The sequence below is a fragment of the Rhodococcus sp. KRD175 genome (genome assembly GCF_017168275.1).
In the GTDB taxonomy this organism is placed as follows: Bacteria; Actinomycetota; Actinomycetes; order Mycobacteriales; family Mycobacteriaceae; genus Rhodococcoides; species Rhodococcoides fascians.
This window is the reverse complement of the sequence record NZ_JABFAQ010000011.1, coordinates 1-20,730: the sequence shown is the minus strand read 5'-3', so window position 1 is coordinate 20,730 and position 20,730 is coordinate 1. Positions and strand designations below refer to the sequence as shown.

Here is a 20,730-nt window from a genome sequence, read left to right as displayed (position 1 = left end):
GGTGTTGGGGTCGAGAGCAGCAGAGACAACGTTGTCTCACTGCAGAAATGTGGGCTCAGATTTCTATGAGCGTCAGTAGTCGGGCCGCGAACAGTGCTGCGCCGTAGGCAGTGTCCTGGGATCTGGTCGAGACCGAGACATCGGGCAGCACCTGAGCCCGGGCATCTCGTACGCTGGCCATGCCGGCCCAGCCGCCGGTGAGCAATGTCGTCCTGGCGGGCGGCACCTCGGCGTCGAGTGCGTCGATGAGGCGAGCCACTTCGTTGTTGCCGTGCAACAGAATCGAGCGGAACAGCTCGGCCGAATCGATCCCGTCTGTACGGACCGTGATGGACAGCACGCCGTCGTCGTTGCGGGCACCGGCGATGTCGATACCGCCGTCGGTGAACGGTCCGCCTGCAGGCAGGGCGCACACTCGCTGGTCCAGTAGGTCGCGACCGGCGCGATCGCTGATGTCGCACAGCTGCAACGCCCGTCGCATCAGCAAGCCGGTCTTCACTCCCGCGACGAGCACATGTTGGCCCGGAACCACGTGGCGCACCGAGTTGATGAGGTGTTCGGCCAGCCTGCTCCGTGCGTCGGTGGTCAACGGAGTGTCGAGCACCCGCAGCAGCACCTCGGCAGTGCCCATCGACACGTGGTATCGGTCGGGCGGGATCGCTCCGCCGGACACCGCGGACACGAGATGATCGTGACCGGCCACAGTCAGACGAGCTCCGGCGATGGACTCGGGAAGTGTTGGTGTGTCGGCAGTTCCGAGATCGGTTCCGGCGTCGACCAGCGGCGGTATGAAGTCGGTTCCGACACCCAAGTGCGCCAGCATCTCCGACCAGGGTTCGCCGCTGTCCTGATCGAGTAGCCCTGTGCGCGAACTCAGTGAGTAATCGGCCACGGCACGACCGCCGAGGGACAGGACGACGAACTCCGGCAGGTTGAACCATCGCAGCCCGTCGAGGCTCAGTCCGTTGTCACGTAAATGAGCAATCTTGACGACGGAGACCTGAACGCCGACGGGAAGTCCGGTCTTGCCGGCGAACTGATCGCGCAATTCGGCCGGCAGGTTGTCGACCTGCTGCTGACCACGCGGATCGAACCACGCGAAGGCCGGTGCCCGGACAACGTTGTCTTCATCGAGAAGAAAGCCCGTCTCACCCATCCCGGACACCGCGATGGCGTCGATCCGGGCGGCTGGGTCACCGGTTGCCTCGGGCAGTCGGCGAGCGACCGCATCGAGTAGGTGCCCGATGGTGGACAACAGATCCTCGGCGGCCAGGTCGGTGGTTCCGCCCGGTCCGTGCCGCCACGGTGTGGGACTCTGCTCGATGAGCAGCTCGGTGCCTGCATCGTCGGTGACGAGTACTTTGACGCCGGTGCTCCCGAGGTCCAGTCCCGCAACAAGTCTGGGGTTCACGGAGTAGTTCTCATTTCTCTACGGGTAGGGGGAGTGCGTGTGAAAGTCGTTCCACGAGAGTGGTCGGCGCTATCTGCTGCTCGGGTTCGAGATAGGGATCGTCGAACCGCTGCACCAGGCGGTCGAATGCTAGGGTGCCGATGCGATACGGGTCTTGGTCGATGCAGGTCACCGACGGGCTGACGGCATCGGCGAGCGAGAAATTGCCGAACGACACCATGGCTACGTCGGTGCGACCGATCTCGTGCAGAACCGACACCACGGCGGTCGCGTGTCGTGCGTTGGCGACGAAGAACGCAGTCGGTGGATTGCGCTGCGCCAGCAGCGTCTTCACTACAGGCCGCACCGAATCTGCGGCGTGGGATACCGGAGGGGCGAGCGCGGCCTCCGGCTCTTGGCCGAGATCGGCGAGAACGTCGAGGTACGCCTGCCTGCGCAACTGCGCGGTCTGCAGGCGATCGTCGAAGCCGAGCAAGGCAATTCGCGTGTGCCCGCTTGCCACCAACTTCTCGACGGCTCGCTTGGCGGCACCGTAATCGTCCACGATGACGGAATCGAAACCGGTGATCGAGCGGTCGATGGTGACCGTGGGCAGTGTGCGACGCCGAGGTACGAGGAAGTCACTGTGGTCGCCGACCGGCGCGAGGATGATGCCCCGCACGTGTTGTCCGGCCAGGAGAGCCAGCTGATCCCGTTCGCGTTGGGCATCGAAGCCGGTGCTGCCGACGATGACGGCGAGCCCGTGTTCGAGTGCGCGATCTTCGACGGCACTGACCAGTGATGCGAAAAAGACATCGTCGATGGAGTCGACGACGATCCCGATGGTGTTGCCCGACCCCGATTTCAGCGACCTGGCGGCGGAGTTCGGAACGTAGTTCAGTGTCTGCACCGCAGCCTCGACCCGCTCGCGCAGCTCCGGCAGGACCGTATCCACGCCGTTGACGACGCGTGAGACGGTCTTGAAGCTGACGCCCGCCAATGCGGCGACGTCTTTGATGCTGGCGCGCTCGGTCACGTGAACTCTCGATCGGAGGAAGTGTGTTCGCTGTAGCACGTATGCGAGACAACGTTGTCTTGTATGATTCCCGCTATGCCTCATGTCTGTCAAGACGTCCTCGGAATCGAACGGGAATCCCTGCCGGTCCTGGTGGTTGCCGGCGCGGCGGGCAGTGGCAAAACGACGCTGGGTAGAGAGCTGGCGCGCCGTCTCGGTACTGCTCTGCTCGACCTTGACACCCTCACCAATCCGCTACTGGACGAACTGGATTCGATGATCGAAGGCCCGCACTGGAACAGTGCCGGTCCCCATTCGGAGCGGATTCGCGCCGGGCGCTACGCCGTGGTGCGCGCCGCTGCCCGGGATCTCGTACAGCTCGGTCAGCGGCCCGTCCTCGTTGCGCCCTTCACCCGCGAGTTGACGGGCGCGCCCGAATGGACGCTGCTGGTGAACGAATTGTCCCCTGCTGCAACGAAGGTGATCCACGTCGACGGATCGCCGGAACTCCTGGCGCGACGCCGGGCCGCTCGTGGGGCGGATCGCGATGCCCACCGGCCGGTGGATCCGCCCGCTCGGACGCCGCGCATTCCGCACCTACGCGTCGACGCCGAACTGACGACCGCGCAGCAAGCCGATCTCGTCGCCCGAGAACTCGGGCTCAGCTGATGGTGTGAGTGGTTCCGGGAGTGCAGGATTCACGCTCGATCAACTCGACGCCGAGGATGTTGCGCCGTTTGTAACGGCGCCCGGGTTTTTCGATTCGACCCAACAGTCGTTCGATGGCCAGATGGCCGAGTCGAGCCGGGTTCTGATCGATCACCGTCACCGGTGGCATCACTGCATCGGCGAGGGGAAAGTCGCCGAATCCGACGAACGCCAGATGCAGCAAGTTCATCTGCTGTAGAACAGGCACGCAGGCCATTGCCACTCGCGCGTTCGACAGGAACAGTGCAGTAGGGGGACTGTCGAGTGCGGTCAAGTCGGTCAGTGCCGCACGGGCGTCCTCGCGGTCCAGCACACCCAAAGCGACGAGAGCCTCGTCGAACTCGATTCCCCGGCCCTGTAATGACTCTCGATATCCGGCCAAGCGATTGCGGCTGGTCGGAATCCCCGCACTGTCGCCGATCACGGCAATGCGGGTATGACCCAGATCGAGGAGATGATCGGTGGCCAGTACCGCCCCGCCGTGATCGTCGTCGACGAAGCTGTCGGCTTTGAGGCCGTCGGGTGCGCGGTCGACGAACACCGTCGGAGTCTTGTCGATCCAGCGCTCCAGATATGCGTGGTCCGCACCCGTCGGCGCGATGATCAAGCCGCTCAACTGTCTACGCAGCAGCGACTCCACCAACGCCTGTTCCTGATCTCCGTCGTGACCGAGGCTGGTGACGAGAACTGCCATGTCGTCCTGGCGGGCCCGTTCCTCCACTGCGCGTGCGATGGAGGAGAAGAAGGGGTCGTCGATGTCCGGGACGGCGACACCGATGGCCGCCGTCTGGCCGTTGCGAAAGGAGGTCGCCATCGTGTTCGGCACATAGTTGAGCGACTCGAGCGCTTCGGCAACGCGGGCACGAGTATCGGGATCGACGTGCGGGTCGTTGTTGTACACCCGTGAGACGGTCTTGGCACTGACCTTGGCCAGCGCCGCGACGTCTTGCATGGTGGTCATGATCTACCCCGTCTGCTCGTCCTCGTCCCGTCAGCGACTGGTGTAGCCGCCGTCCACCGGCAACGACACTCCGGTCACCATGGAAGCATCATCGCTCAGCAAGAAGGCAATCGGCGCGGCAATCTCGTCTTCGGTGGCCCAGCGTCCCAGCGGCATCTGCGCCAGGAACGGCTCCTCGATCTCCGGGCGACCCCAGTAGAACGCAGACATCTCCGTCATGACGACCGTCGGGTTCACACCGTTCACGCGGATGCCGTGGCGACCGAGTTCGAGTGCGGAGACCCGAGTGATGTTGTCCAAGGCCGCTTTCGAGGATCCATAGGAGATGTGTCCGGTCAGGGCGACGAGACTGGCCTGGCTCGAGACGTTGACGATGGCTCCGGTGCCCGCGGCGATCATGGCGGGGACGGTGTACTTGATGACCAACAGTGCGCCGCGCGCATTGATGGCGATGACCTTGTCGAAGATCGAGATGTCGGTGTCCTGAGGCGTCGCGATCTCGCCGCCGAATCCGGCGCAGTTGACGACGCCGTACAGCTCGAGGCCCGCGACGGCGTCGCGAACACTGTTCTCGGACGTCAGATCGAACGCCAGGGGTGTTGCCCCGGTCTCGTCGGCCAGCTTGTCGAGCGCGTCCACCGACTGGCCCGCCGCGACGACGTCGGCACCGTCGGCCACCAAGCGCCGAACCGTTGCCGAGCCGATGCCTCCGCTGGCACCTGTCACCAAGATCTTGCGGCCGTCGAACTTCGCCATGGGGGTCTACCTTCACTGTTCCGAGTGGTCATGTCATCGGTGTCATCCGTCCCAGAGTGGACGCGTATGTCATCGGTGTCATGGACGGTACCGCAGCGCGTCGTTCCCGTCGCGAAAACGGTGTAGATCGTCCATTTGTCCAGTTCAGAGACGGTACTCCGTGGTCGGATATCGGCCTCGTACTGCGGCGGAATGACTGCCGGGCCGATAGGCCATGTCACCGGTGACATGAATTTTCGCGAAACACGTGACAATGCGAGTTGTGTGGGTCACACTCGTTAACACAGCGAGCCCCGCAGGGAGCTCGACATGCCGCGCAGGCCCAGTTCTCGAACCGTGCTGCACCGGCGTCGGCGGGGGGGGCGTCCTGTCCCACACCCGAACGTTTCCATTCGACCGAGGAGTACCCATGGCCACCGTTGCACCTGCTGCGACACCGATCCTCGAAGCGAGGGGATTGTCGAGGAGCTTCGGAAACGTGCGCGCCCTCGACGACGCAGATTTCGACATCTACCCGGGTGAGGTCGTCGCCCTCATTGGCGACAACGGCGCAGGCAAGTCCACGATGGTCAAGGCTCTTTCGGGCAGCCTGGCCGTCGACACCGGAGAGATCCTGTTCGACGGCACAGCGGTCGATCTCGACAGTCCGACGGTGGCAGCAGAGCTCGGAATCGAAACGGTGTTCCAGGATCTCGCGCTTGCTCCGCATCTCAACGCGCAACAGAACATGTTTCTCGGACGCGAACTGCCGGCCAAGGGGCCGCTCGGCCGCCTCGGTTTCCTCGACGTCTCCACGATGCGCAAGCAATCACAGGATGCGCTCGACGAACTCGGTGCCACCGTCCGCAGCCTCACCGTCCCGGTGGGATCGATGTCCGGCGGCCAGCAACAGGCCATCGCCATCGCGCGTGCCGTCGCCTGGGCCAAGGGCGTCGTCTTTCTCGACGAACCGACCGCCGCCCTCGGTGTGGTGCAGACGCGCAATGTCCTCGACACCATCCGCCGGGTCGCGGACAGGGGAGTGGCCGTGGTGTTCATCAGCCACTCCATGCCGCACGTGATGGAAGTAGCCGACCGTGTCCAGGTGCTGCGGATGGGCAAGCGCGTGGCAACCCTCGACGCCAAGAACACGACCATGGAAGAACTCGTCGGTGCGATGACCGGCGCAACCACCGGAGCAACACGATGAGCAATCAGACCATCTCCCCATCGCTCGAGCCGTTGCCTCCCGGCGACAGCCCGTCACGGCACACGTTCGATCTCGTCGAGTCGCTCGGAAAGCTGGCGCGAGTTCAGGTCTTTCAGATCGTGCTGGTGCTGGCGGCGATCTGCCTGGTGTTCTCGATCATGGCCCCCGGCAGCTTCCCCGAATGGGGCAACATTCGGCAGATCATTCAGAACGTCTCCATCCTGGCCGTTCTCGGTATCGGCATGACGTTCGTGATCGTCACCAGCGGCATCGACCTCTCGGTCGGCTCGGTGCTCGTCTTCTCCGGCGTGGTGTCGGCGAAGACGATGGCCGCGATCGGCGGCGACGGCTGGGGAGTGGCGGCCATCGGCATCGTGGTGGCGCTGGGATGCGGCCTGTGCTGGGGCCTGCTGAACGGATTTCTGATCGGTAAGGCAAAAGTGCCTCCGCTGATCGTCACACTCGGCACACTGGGCGGGGCGCTCGGTCTGTCGCAGGTCATCACCGGCGGCGTCGACATCCGCGACGTACCACCGGTTCTCGTCGACACGATCGGCTACGGAAACCTGCCTGCCACCACCATCCCGTTGATCTCGAGCATCGCCTTGGTGCTGGTCGTCATCTTCGGAATCGTTCTGCACCGCACCAAGTTCGGCCTCTACACCTTCGCCGTCGGCTCCAAGGAGCAGTCCGCTCGCCGCGTCGGCATCAAGGTGGACATGCATCTGGTCAAGATCTACGCGCTCTCCGGCACCCTCGCCGGATTGGCGGGCATACTGTCGCTGTCTCAGTACGGCACCACCGCGATCGCCGGCCAGTCCCAGACCAACCTCAATGTCATTGCGGCAGTGGTCATCGGTGGAACCAGTCTCTTCGGCGGCATCGGCACCATGTTCGGCACCGTCGTCGGATTGTTCATTCCGGCCGTACTGCAGAACGGCTTCGTCATCGTCGGAGTACAGCCCTTCTGGCAGCAGGTCGCCGTCGGTGCGGTTCTCATCGCCGCGGTGTACTTCGACCAACGTCGACGCGATGCTGCAAGTCGAGGCCAATCGCCCAGCTCCCTCAAGAGACTCTGGTCTCGAAGTCCCTAGCTTGGGACCGGCCCTGAACTCCCTCACTCGCAACCCCTTACAAGAAAGTCGACCATGATCACATCACGCACCGCCGTCGTTGCACTGAGTGTCGCTTCGGTCTCCGCCATGTTCCTGGCGGGTTGTTCGTCCGACTCCGGAAGCGGTGGCGGCAGCGGCAAGATCGCCTTCATCCAGGGCGTCAGCGGCGACGAATTCTATATCAGCATGCAGTGCGGAATCGAGGCCGCAGCCAAGGATGCAGGCGTCACCGTCGACACCCAGGGGCCGGTGAAGTTCGACCCGACGCTGCAGAAGCCGATCGTGGATTCGGTTGTGGCATCACGGCCGTCGGCCATTCTCATTGCGCCCACCGACGTCGCCGCCATGCAGGCCCCCCTCGAGGCAGCCTCCAAGGCCGGTATCAAGGTCGTCCTGGTCGACACCACTCTCGAAGATCCGTCCATCGCGGTCTCCTCCATCTCGTCCGACAACAAGGGCGGTGGCGCAGAGGCATTCAGCGCCATCGAGCGGCTCAGCCCGGCAGGCGGCAAGGTACTGGTGATCTCCACCGATCCAGGAGTCTCCACCGCCGACGCCCGAGTGGAAGGCTTCGAGGAAGCCGTCGGAGCGAACTCGGCCTTCGATTACCTGGGCGTGCAGTACAGCCACAACGATCCGGCCGAAGCAGCCCGTCTGGTCTCGGCCGCACTGGCCAAGGACCCCGACATCGTCGGCATCTTCGCCGCCAACACCTTTGCGGCCGAAGGCACCGCAACCGGAGTTCGGCAGGCAGGCAAGCAGGATCAGGTCAAGATCGTCGGCTTCGATGCGGGCCCGGCGCAGGTCAAGCAGCTTCGTGAGGGAACGGTGCAGGCCCTGATCGCTCAGCAGCCCGGCACCATCGGCACCGATGGCGTCGAGCAGGCCATGGCGGCCATCGACGACAAGCCGGTCACCGCCGAGATCTCCACCGGTTTCCACGTCATCACCGCCGACAACATCGACGGCGAAGGCGCACAGTACGTCTACAAGTCGTCCTGCTGATTCACCCCTGAACTGCGGTGGTGCTCCTGGTGGCAGAACCTGCCCGGGAGTGCCACCGCTCACCACGTCCGTTTCATCTTCAGCCGACTCGAGGACCGAAGTCATGACCGAGCTTCGTCGCACCACGTTGGAACACCTACCGGCGACCGTCGCGAGGCCCGCGTACGACGCGGACGAACTGCACTGCGGTGTGGTTCATTTCGGTGTCGGTGCGTTTCATCGCGCACATCAGGCGGTCTACTTCGACAGATTGCTCGCGGCCGGGCACCTGGACTGGGCGCTGTGCGGGGTGGGAGTACTGCCCCAGGACAAGAGAATCGGAGAGGTCCTCGACGACCAGGACTACCTCTACACACTCGTGACCGTCGACCCCGACGGCATACGTGAGGCCCGAATTGTCGGCTCCGTCGCCGATTTCGTTTTCGCACCCGACGATCCGCAGGCCGTCATCGATGTGCTCAGTTCACCGTCCACGATGATCGTGTCCCTGACCATCACCGAAGGCGGTTACGGCGTCGACGATCTGACGGGAGCGTTCGAGCCCACCGATCCGTCGGTGCTGGCGGATCTCGAGGATCTCTCCACACCGACGAGCGTCTTCGGTTTTCTGACCGTGGCTCTCGCCACCCGTCGATTCCACGGAGTCCCGCCGTTCACCGTGATGTCGTGCGACAACATCGTCCACAACGGAGCGGTCACTCGCACCGCGCTGACGTCCTTCGCGCGCCACCACGACAGCGACTTGGCCGACTGGATCGATGCCACGACCGCGTTCCCCAATTCGATGGTCGACCGCATCACCCCGGCCACGACGCCCACCGTCATCGAGGATGCTCGACGTGACTTCGGCATAGACGACCGCTGGCCGGTTCAATCGGAATCGTTCTCGCAGTGGGTACTCGAAGACACCTTCTCGTTCGGGCGGCCACCGTTCGACGAAGTAGGAGTGCAACTCGTCACCGATGTCGCACCGTACGAGCACATGAAACTTCGGCTGCTCAATGGATCCCACCAGGCCATGAGCTACCTCGGCATCCTGGCCGGGTACACCCACGTCCACGAGGTGATGGCGGATCCGGACATGCGCGAATTCGTCGCGTCGTACATGCGTGCGGAGGCTGCCCCGACGCTCGCGCCGGTACCGGGAATCGACCTCGACGCCTATATCGAGCAACTGCTGTTACGATTTTCGAGCCTGGCCGTTCGAGACACCCTCGAACGTCAGATCGTCGATGCCTCCGCGCGGATTCCCAAGTTCGTGCTGCCGGTACTGCGAGATCGGTTGGCGCACGATCGGACCGTCGATCATTGCGCGTTGATACTCGCCGGATGGTGTGGGGTGTACGAGCGTGGGGACGTTCCCATGATCGACGCCGATGCGGAGCGTCTGCAGCGACTGTCGTGGGAGGACCACGACAATCCCGGAGCATTCCTGACCAATCGCGCAGTGTTCGGGGACCTCTCGGTTAGTCCGCGACTACGAGGTGCGTACCAGCGAGCCAAGCGTTCGCTGCAGGACAACGGTGCCAGGGGCGCGGTACGACGACTGCTCGAACAGTCGTCGGTGAGTCACACCTTGTAGTAGACCATCTGGTGACTGGTTGCCAGCAAAATCCCGCCCTCGGTCCACAATTCGGCAGTCTGGTCGAAGTAGCCCTGGTGAAATCGGCGTGCCCGCGCGGTGCCGAGGACGTATCCGTCGGAATGCTGCTCGAGATCCTCGGGCGTAGCGAAGTAATGGGTAGTCAAGGAGATCGTCCCAGCCGGAACGTACGTGCCGAGCCGCTGGAAGATCCGCGGATAGAACACATCGCTCAGCGAGGTCAGGGCCGCGAAGTCCATCGGCCGCGGTGGTGTATCGCGGATCCACAGAGTTTCGGTCGAGTCAGCGGACTCCTGATCGCTCAGTGCGCCGTGCACGAAACGCATCTCGTAGTTCTGTGCCCACGCGATGGCGTCGGGAAGACCGCCCTGCTTCGTGTCGGCGGGGGAGGGAACGTCAGGGGCCGTCGCCTCGATGTTGTCCCAGGTCTCACGACGCGAACCGAACACCGCGGTCGCGGTCGTCGCCACCGCACCGTTCTGAGTCAGTTCGAGATACCAGTGCTGGTTGCTTCGGTTGGTCCGCACAGGGCGAGCCGAGATCTCGAAATCACCCTCGGCAACCGGCCCGGCGAAATTCACAGTCAGCGAGACCGGCGTTCCCTGGCCTTCTGGATGCAGTTCGACGGCCCGGATGAACGTGGCCGCGGTGATGCCACCGAACGGGCCGACCATGTTGTTGTACGACGGCGACGTACGTCCGGCGTACGTGCCCTCGCCGACACTCTCGAGTGCGACTGCTGCGTCGAACGGGTGCATTGACTCTCCTACGGCCTCGGACGGTGTGCCATCCGATCGTAGTGTCGCCGAGATTCAGTCCAGGTCCTGGCCACGCTTCTCCGGCATCCACACCATTGTCAAGAACGAGATCACAGCTGCTGCAGAGAGATAATAGAAGAACCAGTCGGCGTGGCCTGCGTCGGACAAGGCATTGACCAGAAGGGGAGCGGTGCCACCGAACAACGCAACCGTGAGGTTGTACCAGGCCCCGATACCTACACCTCGAAGCTCTGCCGGGAAGGCTTCGGCCAGAACGGCAGGAATGATGGCCGAGCACATCGCGAACAGCAGCAGGCCGACGCAGAAGACGATCAGCAGTTTGACGAACGACGGCCCGATCAGCTTGGAGAGCGGGATGATCAGAATCGCGAACAGTGCAGCGTAGGTGAGCAATTGCGGCTTGCGGCCGATGCGGTCCGCGAGAGCGCCCATGGGGTACTGCAACGCGACGAACATCGCTGTCGCAATCGACAAGGCCACGAACACGTCGTTGGCCTCCGCTCCGCGCTGCTTGACGGCGTAGGGCGTCATCGCGGAGAAGAACGTGTAGTAGGCGAGAGTGGCGAGGAGAACGAATCCCACGACTTGCAGGACGGCACGAGGATGGTGCTTCATGGTCATCCACAACGGGTTTCGCACGGCCTTCGCCTTCACTGCGTTGCGTTCTTGGTTGTCGGCTTCGGCCATGCCGCGTCGCATCCAGAGTCCCACTACTCCGAGCCGCCCGCCGATGACGAACGGTACGCGCCAGCCCCACGAGCTCAGTTGGTCGTCGTCGAGCACGAACGTCAGGTACGCGCCGAGCAGGGACGCAAGGAGAATGGCCGTGCCGGTGGAGATGTAATAGAAGGACGAGTATCGCCCCCGCCGATCGTTCGGGGCGATCTCGGCGAGGTAGGCCGACGCGTTGGAGACCTCGCCGCCCATCGACATGCCCTGGACGATCCGGGCCAGCAACAGCAGAATCGGAGCGATCCACCCTGCTACGGAAAACGTGGGGAGGACCGCGATCGCGAACGACCCACCCGACATCATCGCGATCGTCAGGATCATTGCCTGACGTCGCCCTCTGAGATCGGAAAAACGTCCGATCAGCAAGCCCCCGAGCGGCCTGAAGAAGAACGCCACCGAGTACGTCGCCAAGGTGCTCAACAGAGCCACAGCCGGGTTGTCACCGGAGAAGATCTGGGTCGCGAAGTAGATCGAGAATGTCGCATAGACCGTCCAGTCGTACCACTCGACGGCATTGCCGATACTGACTGCGAGTAGTTGTTTCTTTGGCATCACGTGCCGAGTGGACGTCGATTCGGACTTCACTGACATGGCGATCTCCTTGTCGGGGGCGTGCGTCGAAAAGCCTATGCCTCCACATCTCCTGGGGTGCGGAACCACCGAGCCCGATTCGCTCAGGGAATGATTCGTTGCCGCCGGAGATCTGTGACGATGCCGGCGAACATCGCCTCGGTGTCCACGAAACGATGAAACCCCATACGGCGGGCCTTGGAGCCGTCGGATATGACGTCGTAGTCCCAGGAGAACACGAAGTCACCGAACGCCCAGGACGACACATCGCGGTACGGAGTGGGTTTCAGCTCGTGTTCGGACACAATCGAATTCCACAGTGGCTCTTTGTCGGCCATGACGTCGGCCAGCGACATCGGCAGTGGGGTGGCGGTGTCCAACCCGAAGATGTCCGCGATGCGCGGCCACATGTCGTTCCAGCGGAACAGGTCTCCGTTGGTGATGTTGAACGCCTGATTCGCGCACGCGGGAGTGGTTGCGGCCCACACGGTCGCTTCGGCGAGCAACGATGCATCGGTCATTTCCAGCAGAGATCCGAAAGCACCGGGCTTGCCCGGGAATCGCATGGGCACGCCCAGCTTCTTGCACATGGTGGCGTAGACAGCGATCACGGTGGCCAGATTCATCGGATTCCCCAGCGCTACACCGCACACCACGGATGGCCGAATCGCCGACCAGGACCACCTCTTTCCGACCTGACGGCTTTCGAGGAACTGCTGTTGGTCGACGTTGAACTCGGGCGGCATGTGCGGTGGGTCGGATTCGCGCGCAGGGGTTTTGAACGGTCCCAGGTGCGCGCCGTACACCTTGTATCCCTGCATCAGGCTGACATGTTCCAGATTCGAAGAACTGTCCTCGATCACGGTGACCACGTTGACGAGCATCGCCAGATTGGGAGGCACCAGCTCGGCCCACGTCGGGCGTTCCTGATATGCGGCGTAGAAGATGTGCGTAACGTCCGTCAGGTGCGAGAGTCGGCATCGAGTCTCGTCGCCGTCGAGCAGGTCCACCGCAATGTGCCGGACGCGTTCGCTGTCGATACCGCCGCGGCGGGACAGGCCGATGATGTTCCAATCCCCGGTCCGCTGCAGGTGTTCGACCAAATTTCCGCCGATCACGCCGTTGGCCCCCACGACTACTGCTGTCTTCATCAGCTTCTCCTTATCTGAATATCGCGATATTGCGATGTCCGAGTAAGTAGACCACAGATCGCGATATTGCGATATTGGAGTACGCTTCGAGGGTGGCTGACGAACTGAATCCTGCGGAGCTTGCGGCAGTGTTCGGTGCTCTCAGCAACCCGGCGCGATTGGCGATCATGCAATGGCTCAAGGACCCGAGCGATTTTCCGCCGCAGCTCGAACCGGCCGAACAGGTAGGGGTGTGCCTCAAACACATTCAATCCAGAGCGGGCGTCTCGCAGTCGACTGCCTCGCAATACATGGCGGTGCTACAACGCGCCCACCTGGTGACCAGCACCAAAATTGGGCCGTGGGTGCACTACAAACGCAACGCCAAGTACCTGGACCGATTGGCCGAAACGATCAAGACCGATCTGTGACGTCTCCACTGCGTCGGTGCGACCTCTGTATGTGGCCCGACAGTAGATTGATGATGCCGGACAGTGCGATGATGCGCCGACTCTGACGGGCCAGCCATGTCGAAGTGAGGGCTGCGAAACCGGCAAATACGCAGAGGAAGATAGATGCGATGAGTAACGCGTCCCGCTTCATTACAGTAGCCACGACGAACATGGCACCGCCGATTAAGAAGAGGATCAATTCCGTAACCGGTTGTCGCTGAGGCGGATCGGCAGTCACAGTGGGTGTCCCCTCGCGAGATCGGCCGCACGAGTGAGCGATGCTGCCTCGAATACCAGACCGTGCGCAGCTGCCGCCGCTGCGGAACGCTCACTCAGTACGACGGGGTCGGTCGCCCGGGCGATCGCCGCGAGGTCGATGCGTTGCAAGAGCTTCTTCGTCACGGGCCGCTTGCTGTCCCAGAATGCCAGAGCAGCAATGAGATCGGTAGCTTCGGGCCCGGTCAGTAACGCGTGGGCGACGGAGCAGGTTGCGGGGTCCTCGAAAGGGAGCAGATAGGTGGCATCGTCGAACACGGCTGGTTTGCCGTCGTAGGGACCGACCATCCTGAATTGTGGAATCTTGTGGAACCCGGAGATCGCAATCTTGTAGGGCGCGAACGTGTACGGGCCTACACCGAAGATGCAGAACCGGGCTCTGTTGCGATAGATCGACGACTTCCGCCCGTCGAGTGCCGCGGCGTTGGCGTTGAGGTATGCCCACAACTTCGGTGCGGTGTGCGTCAACTGCTCGGTGTCGTCGCCGGTATGCGACTGCGGCACGATCATCCACTTGGACACCGAGTCCAGCTTGTCGCGGTAGACATCGGTGCACTTGAAGAGTGGGAACAGGTAGTCGGCTTCGATGTCCACGCCGGTTCCCAGTTTGGTTCGCGGGCCGCCATTCTCGGCCAACTCCATCACCGCGGTGGCGTCGTGCTTGATGCCTTGCCGCCACACCAGAGGGCTGGTGCCGTCGAAGTGCTTGCTGCGCTGATATGCATCGACGTTCGCGACCAGTCGGCCGTCGACGACTCCGATTCTGTTGTCCGGCTGCGACGCATCGATGCTCGGAAATGTCTCTGCGGTGTAGTCGGTCTGGCCCGGCCCGAGTTCGACAAGGAAGCAGCAGGCATCGACCCCTGCGTCGAACCACTTTTTCGCATCGATCATTCGTAGGCTCGAACCGGTCACCGGAAGCTGATGCCGAGCACAGTGCAGCAGAACGTTTCGAGCTACCTGGGTCTTGCAGATCATCGCGATGGTTGCGGGTCGATCTGCGAATTCGGTGAGCAACTTGATCCAAATGAACTCTGCGATATCGAAGTTGGAGCTGCCGGTGATGGCGTCGATGCCGCGGGCGTTCTTCGTGTTCGTGCGGGCGGGTCGATTGGCGGAATCGAGCACCGACAGTTGCGAGTTGGTGACCCACGGTGGGTTGCCGATCACGAGGGTCGCGCCGGGCCCCGAACTCCACTCGATATCTCGGGCCAGATCGAAGTCGAAGATCGACGCTGTGATGATCCTGCCGAATTGTGCTGCTGACGAAGCATACTCGGGCTGCACCTCGATCCCGACGCGCTCTGCTTCGGGGTGACTCTGGGCCATCACCGACAGGAAGTTCCCGACACCGCAGGTGGGTTCGAGGACGCGGGTCCAGTCGCGACCAGGCAGGGCGTTGACCAAGGCGCGCGCCAACTCGATCGGAGTCTGAAAGTCTCCGAACTCGTTGTTGGGCATCGATGCCTCCGGCAGTGGTGCGGATAGGTGCCGTCTGTGGCACAGGAGCATAGCCTGCGGAGCGACCCAGAGGCTCAGCACCGCACCACTGCCGCAGGCGCTAATGTTGACTGGGATGAAGCTTTCGCGCGCTGCCTTACTGCTGTCCAGTCTCGTCTTCGTCGGTAGCCTCGTGTGGGTCGCCGTCACCGCGGGCGACGAGATACCCGCTCATTTCGACGGATCCGGTCAGGTGGATCGGATGGACTCGAAGCTCTCTTTCCTCCTCACGATGGGTGGTACCGGGTTCGTCATGATCGGGTTGTTCGTCAGCGTCGGGTGGTGGCTGCCGAAGGTCCCGGCCCAGCTGGTGAACCTGCCGAGTCGACGACTGCACGAGTACTGGACTGCCCCCGAGAATCGGCCCGAACTGAACCGCAAGATTTCCGAGGACCTCGACTGGATCGGAGTCGCCTCCGCACTGCTGTTCGCCTGGATCTGCGTCGTTGCGGGCACGACTACAGGTGCGTCGGTGAGCGCGTGGGTGTTCGTGGTGCCGACTGTGCTTTATGTGGTGGTGATTCTGGGATATGCGGCCTTCGCGTTCATCGGCAGTCGATACCGTATTCCGAAGGACTGAGTCAGGGGAGTGGTTGCAACATGGCCAATTTCGAGCCTGACTGTAAAAGGTAGCTGCCATCGGCGAGGTCGACCTGCATCTCGACATTGTCCGAACGCACCGATCGTACGGTTGAGCAGGCCATACCAAACCATATACAAATAAGGTTTGGTATGGTCACATAATGGCAGACGGTGAGGCCGGTGCATCCTGGCCTGCGGTGGAGTTCGAGAGCCGGCCGTGGCGTGTCGCCGATTCGTGCATGTCGCGCGCCCAGAGGCGGCTGCATCAGGGTGACTATCGAGCAGCTGTACCGCCGCGTATTGCAGAGGTAGAGCTGAACCTGCCTGCGCAGCTGATCGCGGAGTCGGAGGACGCCCTCCGTGAGATCGTTCGATTCGACCACTATGCCTCTGAGCGGCTCGGTTCATCGGTGGAACTTGCACCCATGAGTTCGATTCTGTTGCGGACGGAAAGCTCGGCGTCCTCTCAGATCGAGAATCTGACCGTGGGAGCCAGGGCACTTGCACTCGCCGAATTGGGTGCGCCCACAACGCGGAACGCCTCGATCGTGTCGGCAAACGTCCGTGCGATGGAAGCAGCACTCGAGGTCGGATCATCGATCGGAGAAGCAAGCGTGCTTCAGATGCACCGATCGCTGATGGAGTCCAACGGCGATCCGTTCCCGGGGCAATGGCGAACTCAGCAAGTCTGGATCGGGGGATCGGACATAGGCCCGCACCGTGCCGCTTTCGTTCCACCGCACCACGACCGGCTTCCGGGTGCACTTGCCGACCTGTTCGAGTTCGCAGCTCGTTCGGACTTGCCCGTCATCCCGCATATCGCCGTCACGCATGCGCAATTCGAAACGCTTCACCCGTTCACGGACGGAAACGGGCGAACGGGCCGAGCCATAGTCCACGCGATGCTGCGCACGGCGGAAGTGACGGAGCGAGTGACGGTTCCACTGTCTGCTGGGCTCCTTACGGACACCGCAGGCTACTTCCGAAGTTTGGATGCTTACCGCGCCGGGGATGTCGAGGCGATCGTACGGAGCCTCACCACTGCCACGTTCCACGCCGTCGAAGGTGGGCGGCGATTGGTAGACGAGCTGGCCGATGTCAGAAGCGAGTACACCGAGCGCGTCGTCGCACGAAGCGACTCGGTTGTGTGGAAACTCCTCGACGCTCTGGTGGCGCAACCGGTCGTCGACAACGCCTACGTACGAAACACATTCGCCGTCAGCGAGATTGCGGCTCAGCGGGCAATCGACAAGCTGACCGAGGTGGGAATTGTGCACCAGACGTCGAAGGGGCGACGAAACAGGGTGTGGCAGGCCGAGGAGATACTCGCCGCTCTCGACGACTTCGCGGACGGCATCCGGCGGGTCCGATAACACGCACTCGGTCGATGCTCAGTGCACACCGAGACCGTCGAGGAGAAGTTCAGCGACGAAGTTCGCGTTGTCCTGCGGGCTGTTCTGTCTTCGTGTGAAGCATCGCATCAGCAGCGTATTGGTGATGCCTGCTGCGAGATCGACTGGGCTCGAGCTCTTTCGGAACACCCCGCTGTCCTGACCCCGCGCGATGACCGGCCCGATGATTGCCGGCAGGTTGAGTTTCTCCTTGATCGAGATCAACCCCTCCGGCTCGCCGTACGTGTCGTGTGCGACGGCGACGAGGAGAGCGTCCATGAATTCGACTTCGTCGGCGGCGAGCTGCGCGCACCGCAGCATGTGATTTCGTAGAATCGTGAGTTCATCGAGGCCCAGCAACTGGTCGTCGGCTATCGACTCGCGAAGATGATCGACCCGATTCTGCAGGGCTGCAACGATGACGGACGGCTTGGTCGGAAACAGTGTCTTGCAGGCCGTCCTCGGCACTCCTGCGATGTCGGCGACGTCGTCCATCCGCGTCATGAAGTAGCCACGCTTTCCGAACTCGTCGCGCGCAGCTGTGACGATCGCAGCGCGAGGATCGCGAGGAAGCGGGCGTTCCTCGACCGGTGAACCGACTTCTCCCACGTCGTCGAGGTGCTGATGACGACCGGACGTGTCGACGACGGCCCCGAGAAAGGCAAGCACCGCGTCGGACATCACCTCGGCCGATACGGACGCGGCGTCCGCCTGACTGCGGAGGCGAAATCCATCGATGATTGCGTTGACCGTCACTGCGAACGTTCGGGCTGTGAAGGGACGGCGAAAGGCCCCGCCGTCGGGGTCGAACAGTGCCTCGAACGCGCCCAGTACGGCTTCGTCTCGGACGCGGTACTCACTTAACAGGGTCGGGGACGACGGTCCACTGAAAACGTGGTCCAGAAGAGACTCGGTGATGCTCTTCCGGTCGACGATTGCCGGGAAGTACTGCGCAACGAGCGCCGTCACCGTCGAGCGAATCGATGCACCGCCGTTCGTCACCTGGCTGCGAACTGTTTCGTGGACGTCGGTGGGCAGCGAGGTCCGGGCCAGCTGCTCGACCACCTTGTCGAGAAAGTCGGCCTTGGTGCTGAACTTGCGGAAGAACGTCGCTGTCGACGAGTCGGATGCGTGGACGACGTCCTCGATGCGCATACCGCGGTCGAGAATTCGTCGAGGATCCGCGACCAACAGTGTGACGGCCGCCTCGACGAAATGGGTGGCAGTCGCGTCGAGCTCGTTCATGGGGACGGACTTTACCGAGGTGAGACCGACCGTGACGGTGCCGGTGACAGTACTCACTCTCGGGTGAGAGCGACCTCGGTCATCAACCGGAGTGACCCAACGGAAAGAGTGCGGTGTTATGTGCTGTGTTCGCGCCGCCGGGACAGCGGTGGTGCCCGATATCAAGGATTTTCATGACAGTTCTCGACATCCGCATCCACGAAGGTCCCGATCCGCGGCTCAGCGCTCGTGAAATCGAAGTGCTCACCACATGGCTGGTGTCCGACTCCAAGTCGGAGGCGTCGCGTGCGCTCTATCTGTCGATGGGAACTGTGAACACCCACTTGTCCCGGATCCGAGCCAAGTACTCCGCGGTGGGGCGCACGGCACCCACCAAAGCGGCATTGTTGGCGAGGGCTCTGCAGGACGGCTTCATCGATATCGATGATCTGTGAGGTTCACTCGACCTCGACGCGCCTCGACTTCATTTTCTTCACCACGAACCACGCGATCAGCGCCACAACGATGCCGATGACGATGTACTGGAACACGGAGGCGTAGTTCTCCACATAGTGCCAGTTCTCGCCGAGGAAGTATCCGGCCAGCACGAAGATCGAGTTCCAGATCAGGCTGCCGAGCGTGGTGTACAACGTGAATTGCAGTACCGGCATCCGTGACACACCGGCCGGAATCGAGATGCCCGAGCGAACCACCGGGATCATGCGGCCGAAGAACACCGCCGACCGACCGTGTCTGGTGAACCAGTCCTCGGCCTTCGTCAGATCCTCGGTTCCGACGAACGGCATCTTCTCGACAATGGCGTACATCCGGTCACGTCCGAGTTTGATGCCCAGCCAGTAGAGAACCAGAGCGCCGAGCACCGATCCGGCAGTCGTCCAGAACAACGCACCGAAGAGCGTCATCCCGCCCTGAGATGCGGTGAAGCCTGCCAACGGCAGAATGATCTCGCTGGGAAGCGGCGGGAAAAAGTTCTCCGCAGCGACGGCAATACCGGCACCGGGACCGCCGATCGCCTCCATCAGACTCACCGCCCACCCGGCGATTCCGCCGAGTTCAGTGCTGGTCGCGGCAAGGGTGGAGAGCTCACTCATGACTACGACTGTACGAAACGTCTCGACCGAAAATCTGCTCACCAGGAGAAATGCCAAGAAATTGAGACATATGGAACACTTGCGAGGGTGAAACGAGCCCTCCAGGTACTGCCCGTTGTTGCCGCCGCCACACTCCTGCTGGGTGCCTGCGGGTCCTCCGATCCGGAGCCGACCCCCGCTTCCGCTCCCACTGAATCGTCAGCTCCGGCGTCGTCAGCTCCGTCGTCGTCCGGCCCATCGAACGCCGGCGTCTACAACCTGCCGGGCACAGGAGTGTTCCCCGAAGGCATCACGGCCGCCGACGACACGTTCTACGTCACCTCCACTTCCGACGGTGCCGTGTTCCGCGGAACCGTCGGATCGCCGGATGTATCGGTCTTCCTGCCCGGCGGTGCGGACGGACGCACCGGTGCTGCGGGGATCGATGTCACCGATGACGACGATCGGCCCGATTACTTGGTGATCGCCGGTGGAGCGACCGGCAAGGTCTGGGTGTACGACGCCAATTCCGGTGATCTGGTGGCAACGTTCACGAACGGTCTCGGCCCCGACGCGACGTTCCTCAACGACGTCGCGATTGCCGACCATGGCGATGCCTTTGTGACGGACTCACGCAGCCCGGCGCTGTACCGCATTCCGTTCGACCAAATCGTGGCTGGGACGCAGGACGCTCCGATGGAGACGTTCGTGAACTTCGACGGCAGCCCGTTCGTCTACGGGGAGGGCTTCAATGCCAACGGCATCGTCGAGAACGACGACGAATCGGCGCTGATCGTTGTGCAGTCCAGCACCGGAAATCTGTACCGGATCGACAAGACCTCGAAAGAGGTCACCCAGGTCGACCTCGGTGGAGCGACGCTCACGAACGGCGACGGGATGGAGATGGACGACGACACGCTGTATGTCGTCCGCAATCGCGACGGTCTGATCTCGAAGGTCGACCTCAACGATGATGGCCGGCGCGGATCCGTCACCGGCGAAATTACGGACCCATCGTTTGCCTACCCCACAACCGTTGCAGCAGTGGATGATCGACTACTGGTGGTCAACAGTCAGTTCGACAAGCGTGGGGGAGAACCGGTCGAGCCGTTCACCGTCAGCTCTGTTCCCGAGTAGACGGTATGGAGGTCTTGGCTGGGGCCCCTCCGCATGTAAGCGTGGGTTGCCGACAGGAGTGGGTCCTGGCCGGTAGAGCCACAGATGTGGGAGGCCCCAGTGAAGAATCATCGTACGAGTGTTG

At 62.6% G+C, this 20,730-nt stretch carries 20 protein-coding genes; 10 read left to right on the top strand and 10 right to left on the bottom strand.

Annotation, left to right across the window (positions count from 1 at the left end):
• Positions 1-55 precede the first annotated feature (55 nt).
• Together J1M81_RS16600 and J1M81_RS16595 are read right to left on the bottom strand one after the other, a co-directional pair.
• The gene (locus J1M81_RS16600; RefSeq protein ID WP_206498390.1) at positions 56-1,411 is read right to left on the bottom strand and encodes an L-fuculokinase; all 1,356 of its coding nucleotides are present in this window, start codon (positions 1,409-1,411) and stop codon (positions 56-58) included.
• 10 nt (positions 1,412-1,421) lie between these two features.
• A complete protein-coding gene (locus tag J1M81_RS16595; RefSeq protein WP_204858701.1) occupies positions 1,422-2,426 on the bottom strand; it encodes a LacI family DNA-binding transcriptional regulator in 1,005 nt (334 codons plus the stop codon).
• Positions 2,427-2,501: 75 nt separating this feature from the next.
• Between J1M81_RS16595 and J1M81_RS16590 the strand changes: the two genes are divergently transcribed.
• On the top strand, positions 2,502-3,074 hold the full coding sequence (locus J1M81_RS16590) for an AAA family ATPase (protein WP_206498389.1): 573 nt from the start codon (positions 2,502-2,504) through the stop codon (positions 3,072-3,074).
• On the opposite strand, the gene J1M81_RS16585 is transcribed toward J1M81_RS16590, so the two are convergent.
• On the bottom strand, positions 3,067-4,074 hold the full coding sequence (locus J1M81_RS16585) for a LacI family DNA-binding transcriptional regulator (protein WP_206498388.1): 1,008 nt from the start codon (positions 4,072-4,074) through the stop codon (positions 3,067-3,069). The two genes, J1M81_RS16590 and J1M81_RS16585, sit on opposite strands and share 8 nt — an antisense overlap.
• 30 nt (positions 4,075-4,104) lie before the next feature.
• On the bottom strand, positions 4,105-4,830 hold the full coding sequence (locus J1M81_RS16580; RefSeq protein ID WP_206498387.1) for an SDR family oxidoreductase: 726 nt from the start codon (positions 4,828-4,830) through the stop codon (positions 4,105-4,107).
• Between the two features lie 409 nt (positions 4,831-5,239).
• Between J1M81_RS16580 and J1M81_RS16575 the strand changes: the two genes are divergently transcribed.
• From J1M81_RS16575 to J1M81_RS16560, 4 genes are all read left to right on the top strand, one after another.
• Positions 5,240-6,019 carry an ATP-binding cassette domain-containing protein gene (locus tag J1M81_RS16575; protein ID WP_032364377.1) on the top strand — a complete coding sequence of 260 codons (780 nt, stop codon included), beginning with the start codon at positions 5,240-5,242 and terminating at the stop codon, positions 6,017-6,019.
• Positions 6,016-7,113, top strand: coding sequence for an ABC transporter permease (locus J1M81_RS16570; RefSeq protein ID WP_206498386.1), 1,098 nt, complete (start codon positions 6,016-6,018; stop codon positions 7,111-7,113). The genes J1M81_RS16575 and J1M81_RS16570 overlap by 4 nt, the downstream gene beginning before the upstream one ends.
• Before the next feature lie 54 nt (positions 7,114-7,167).
• Positions 7,168-8,139, top strand: coding sequence for an ABC transporter substrate-binding protein (locus J1M81_RS16565; RefSeq protein ID WP_032368947.1), 972 nt, complete (start codon positions 7,168-7,170; stop codon positions 8,137-8,139).
• A gap of 103 nt (positions 8,140-8,242) precedes the next feature.
• Positions 8,243-9,721, top strand: coding sequence for a mannitol dehydrogenase family protein (locus J1M81_RS16560; protein WP_094623183.1), 1,479 nt, complete (start codon positions 8,243-8,245; stop codon positions 9,719-9,721).
• Here the strand turns inward: J1M81_RS16560 and J1M81_RS16555 are convergent.
• The 3 genes from J1M81_RS16555 to J1M81_RS16545 all read right to left on the bottom strand — a co-directional run bounded on the left by J1M81_RS16555 (position 9,709) and on the right by J1M81_RS16545 (position 12,974).
• Positions 9,709-10,500, bottom strand: a complete 792-nt coding sequence (locus J1M81_RS16555) for an acyl-CoA thioesterase II (RefSeq protein WP_206498385.1) — start codon at positions 10,498-10,500, stop codon at positions 9,709-9,711. The two genes, J1M81_RS16560 and J1M81_RS16555, sit on opposite strands and share 13 nt — an antisense overlap.
• Positions 10,501-10,554: 54 nt before the next feature.
• Positions 10,555-11,844: an MFS transporter gene (locus J1M81_RS16550; protein WP_206498384.1), complete on the bottom strand. Its 1,290-nt coding sequence runs from the start codon at positions 11,842-11,844 to the stop codon at positions 10,555-10,557.
• 83 nt (positions 11,845-11,927) lie between these two features.
• Positions 11,928-12,974: an SDR family oxidoreductase gene (locus J1M81_RS16545; RefSeq protein ID WP_206498383.1), complete on the bottom strand. Its 1,047-nt coding sequence runs from the start codon at positions 12,972-12,974 to the stop codon at positions 11,928-11,930.
• Positions 12,975-13,141: 167 nt separating this feature from the next.
• Here J1M81_RS16545 and J1M81_RS16540 point away from each other — a divergent pair, with 167 nt between their 5' ends.
• Positions 13,142-13,384 (top strand): ArsR family transcriptional regulator, encoded by a 243-nt coding sequence (locus tag J1M81_RS16540; RefSeq protein WP_241258210.1) that lies wholly within the window; start codon positions 13,142-13,144, stop codon positions 13,382-13,384.
• Between the two features lie 255 nt (positions 13,385-13,639).
• Here J1M81_RS16540 and J1M81_RS16535 read toward each other — a convergent pair whose 3' ends face one another.
• Entirely contained in the window at positions 13,640-15,142 is a 1,503-nt protein-coding gene (locus J1M81_RS16535) for an SAM-dependent methyltransferase (protein ID WP_206498382.1), read from the bottom strand.
• A 115-nt stretch (positions 15,143-15,257) separates the two neighbouring features.
• On the opposite strand from J1M81_RS16535, the gene J1M81_RS16530 reads away from it, so the two are divergent.
• On the top strand, positions 15,258-15,761 hold the full coding sequence (locus J1M81_RS16530) for a DUF1648 domain-containing protein (RefSeq protein WP_241258195.1): 504 nt from the start codon (positions 15,258-15,260) through the stop codon (positions 15,759-15,761).
• Between the two features lie 163 nt (positions 15,762-15,924).
• On the top strand, positions 15,925-17,136 hold the full coding sequence (locus tag J1M81_RS16525) for a Fic family protein (RefSeq protein WP_206498380.1): 1,212 nt from the start codon (positions 15,925-15,927) through the stop codon (positions 17,134-17,136).
• 18 nt (positions 17,137-17,154) lie between these two features.
• Here J1M81_RS16525 and J1M81_RS16520 read toward each other — a convergent pair whose 3' ends face one another.
• Positions 17,155-18,399, bottom strand: coding sequence for a TetR family transcriptional regulator C-terminal domain-containing protein (locus J1M81_RS16520; RefSeq protein ID WP_206498379.1), 1,245 nt, complete (start codon positions 18,397-18,399; stop codon positions 17,155-17,157).
• 173 nt (positions 18,400-18,572) lie between these two features.
• Between J1M81_RS16520 and J1M81_RS16515 the strand changes: the two genes are divergently transcribed.
• Positions 18,573-18,833 (top strand): LuxR C-terminal-related transcriptional regulator, encoded by a 261-nt coding sequence (locus J1M81_RS16515; protein ID WP_032399142.1) that lies wholly within the window; start codon positions 18,573-18,575, stop codon positions 18,831-18,833.
• A gap of 3 nt (positions 18,834-18,836) precedes the next feature.
• On the opposite strand, the gene J1M81_RS16510 is transcribed toward J1M81_RS16515, so the two are convergent.
• A complete protein-coding gene (locus J1M81_RS16510) occupies positions 18,837-19,490 on the bottom strand; it encodes a DedA family protein (protein ID WP_027497716.1) in 654 nt (217 codons plus the stop codon).
• An 87-nt stretch (positions 19,491-19,577) separates the two neighbouring features.
• Between J1M81_RS16510 and J1M81_RS16505 the strand changes: the two genes are divergently transcribed.
• Positions 19,578-20,606: an SMP-30/gluconolactonase/LRE family protein gene (locus tag J1M81_RS16505; protein WP_206498378.1), complete on the top strand. Its 1,029-nt coding sequence runs from the start codon at positions 19,578-19,580 to the stop codon at positions 20,604-20,606.
• The last annotated feature ends 124 nt before the right edge of the window (positions 20,607-20,730 follow it).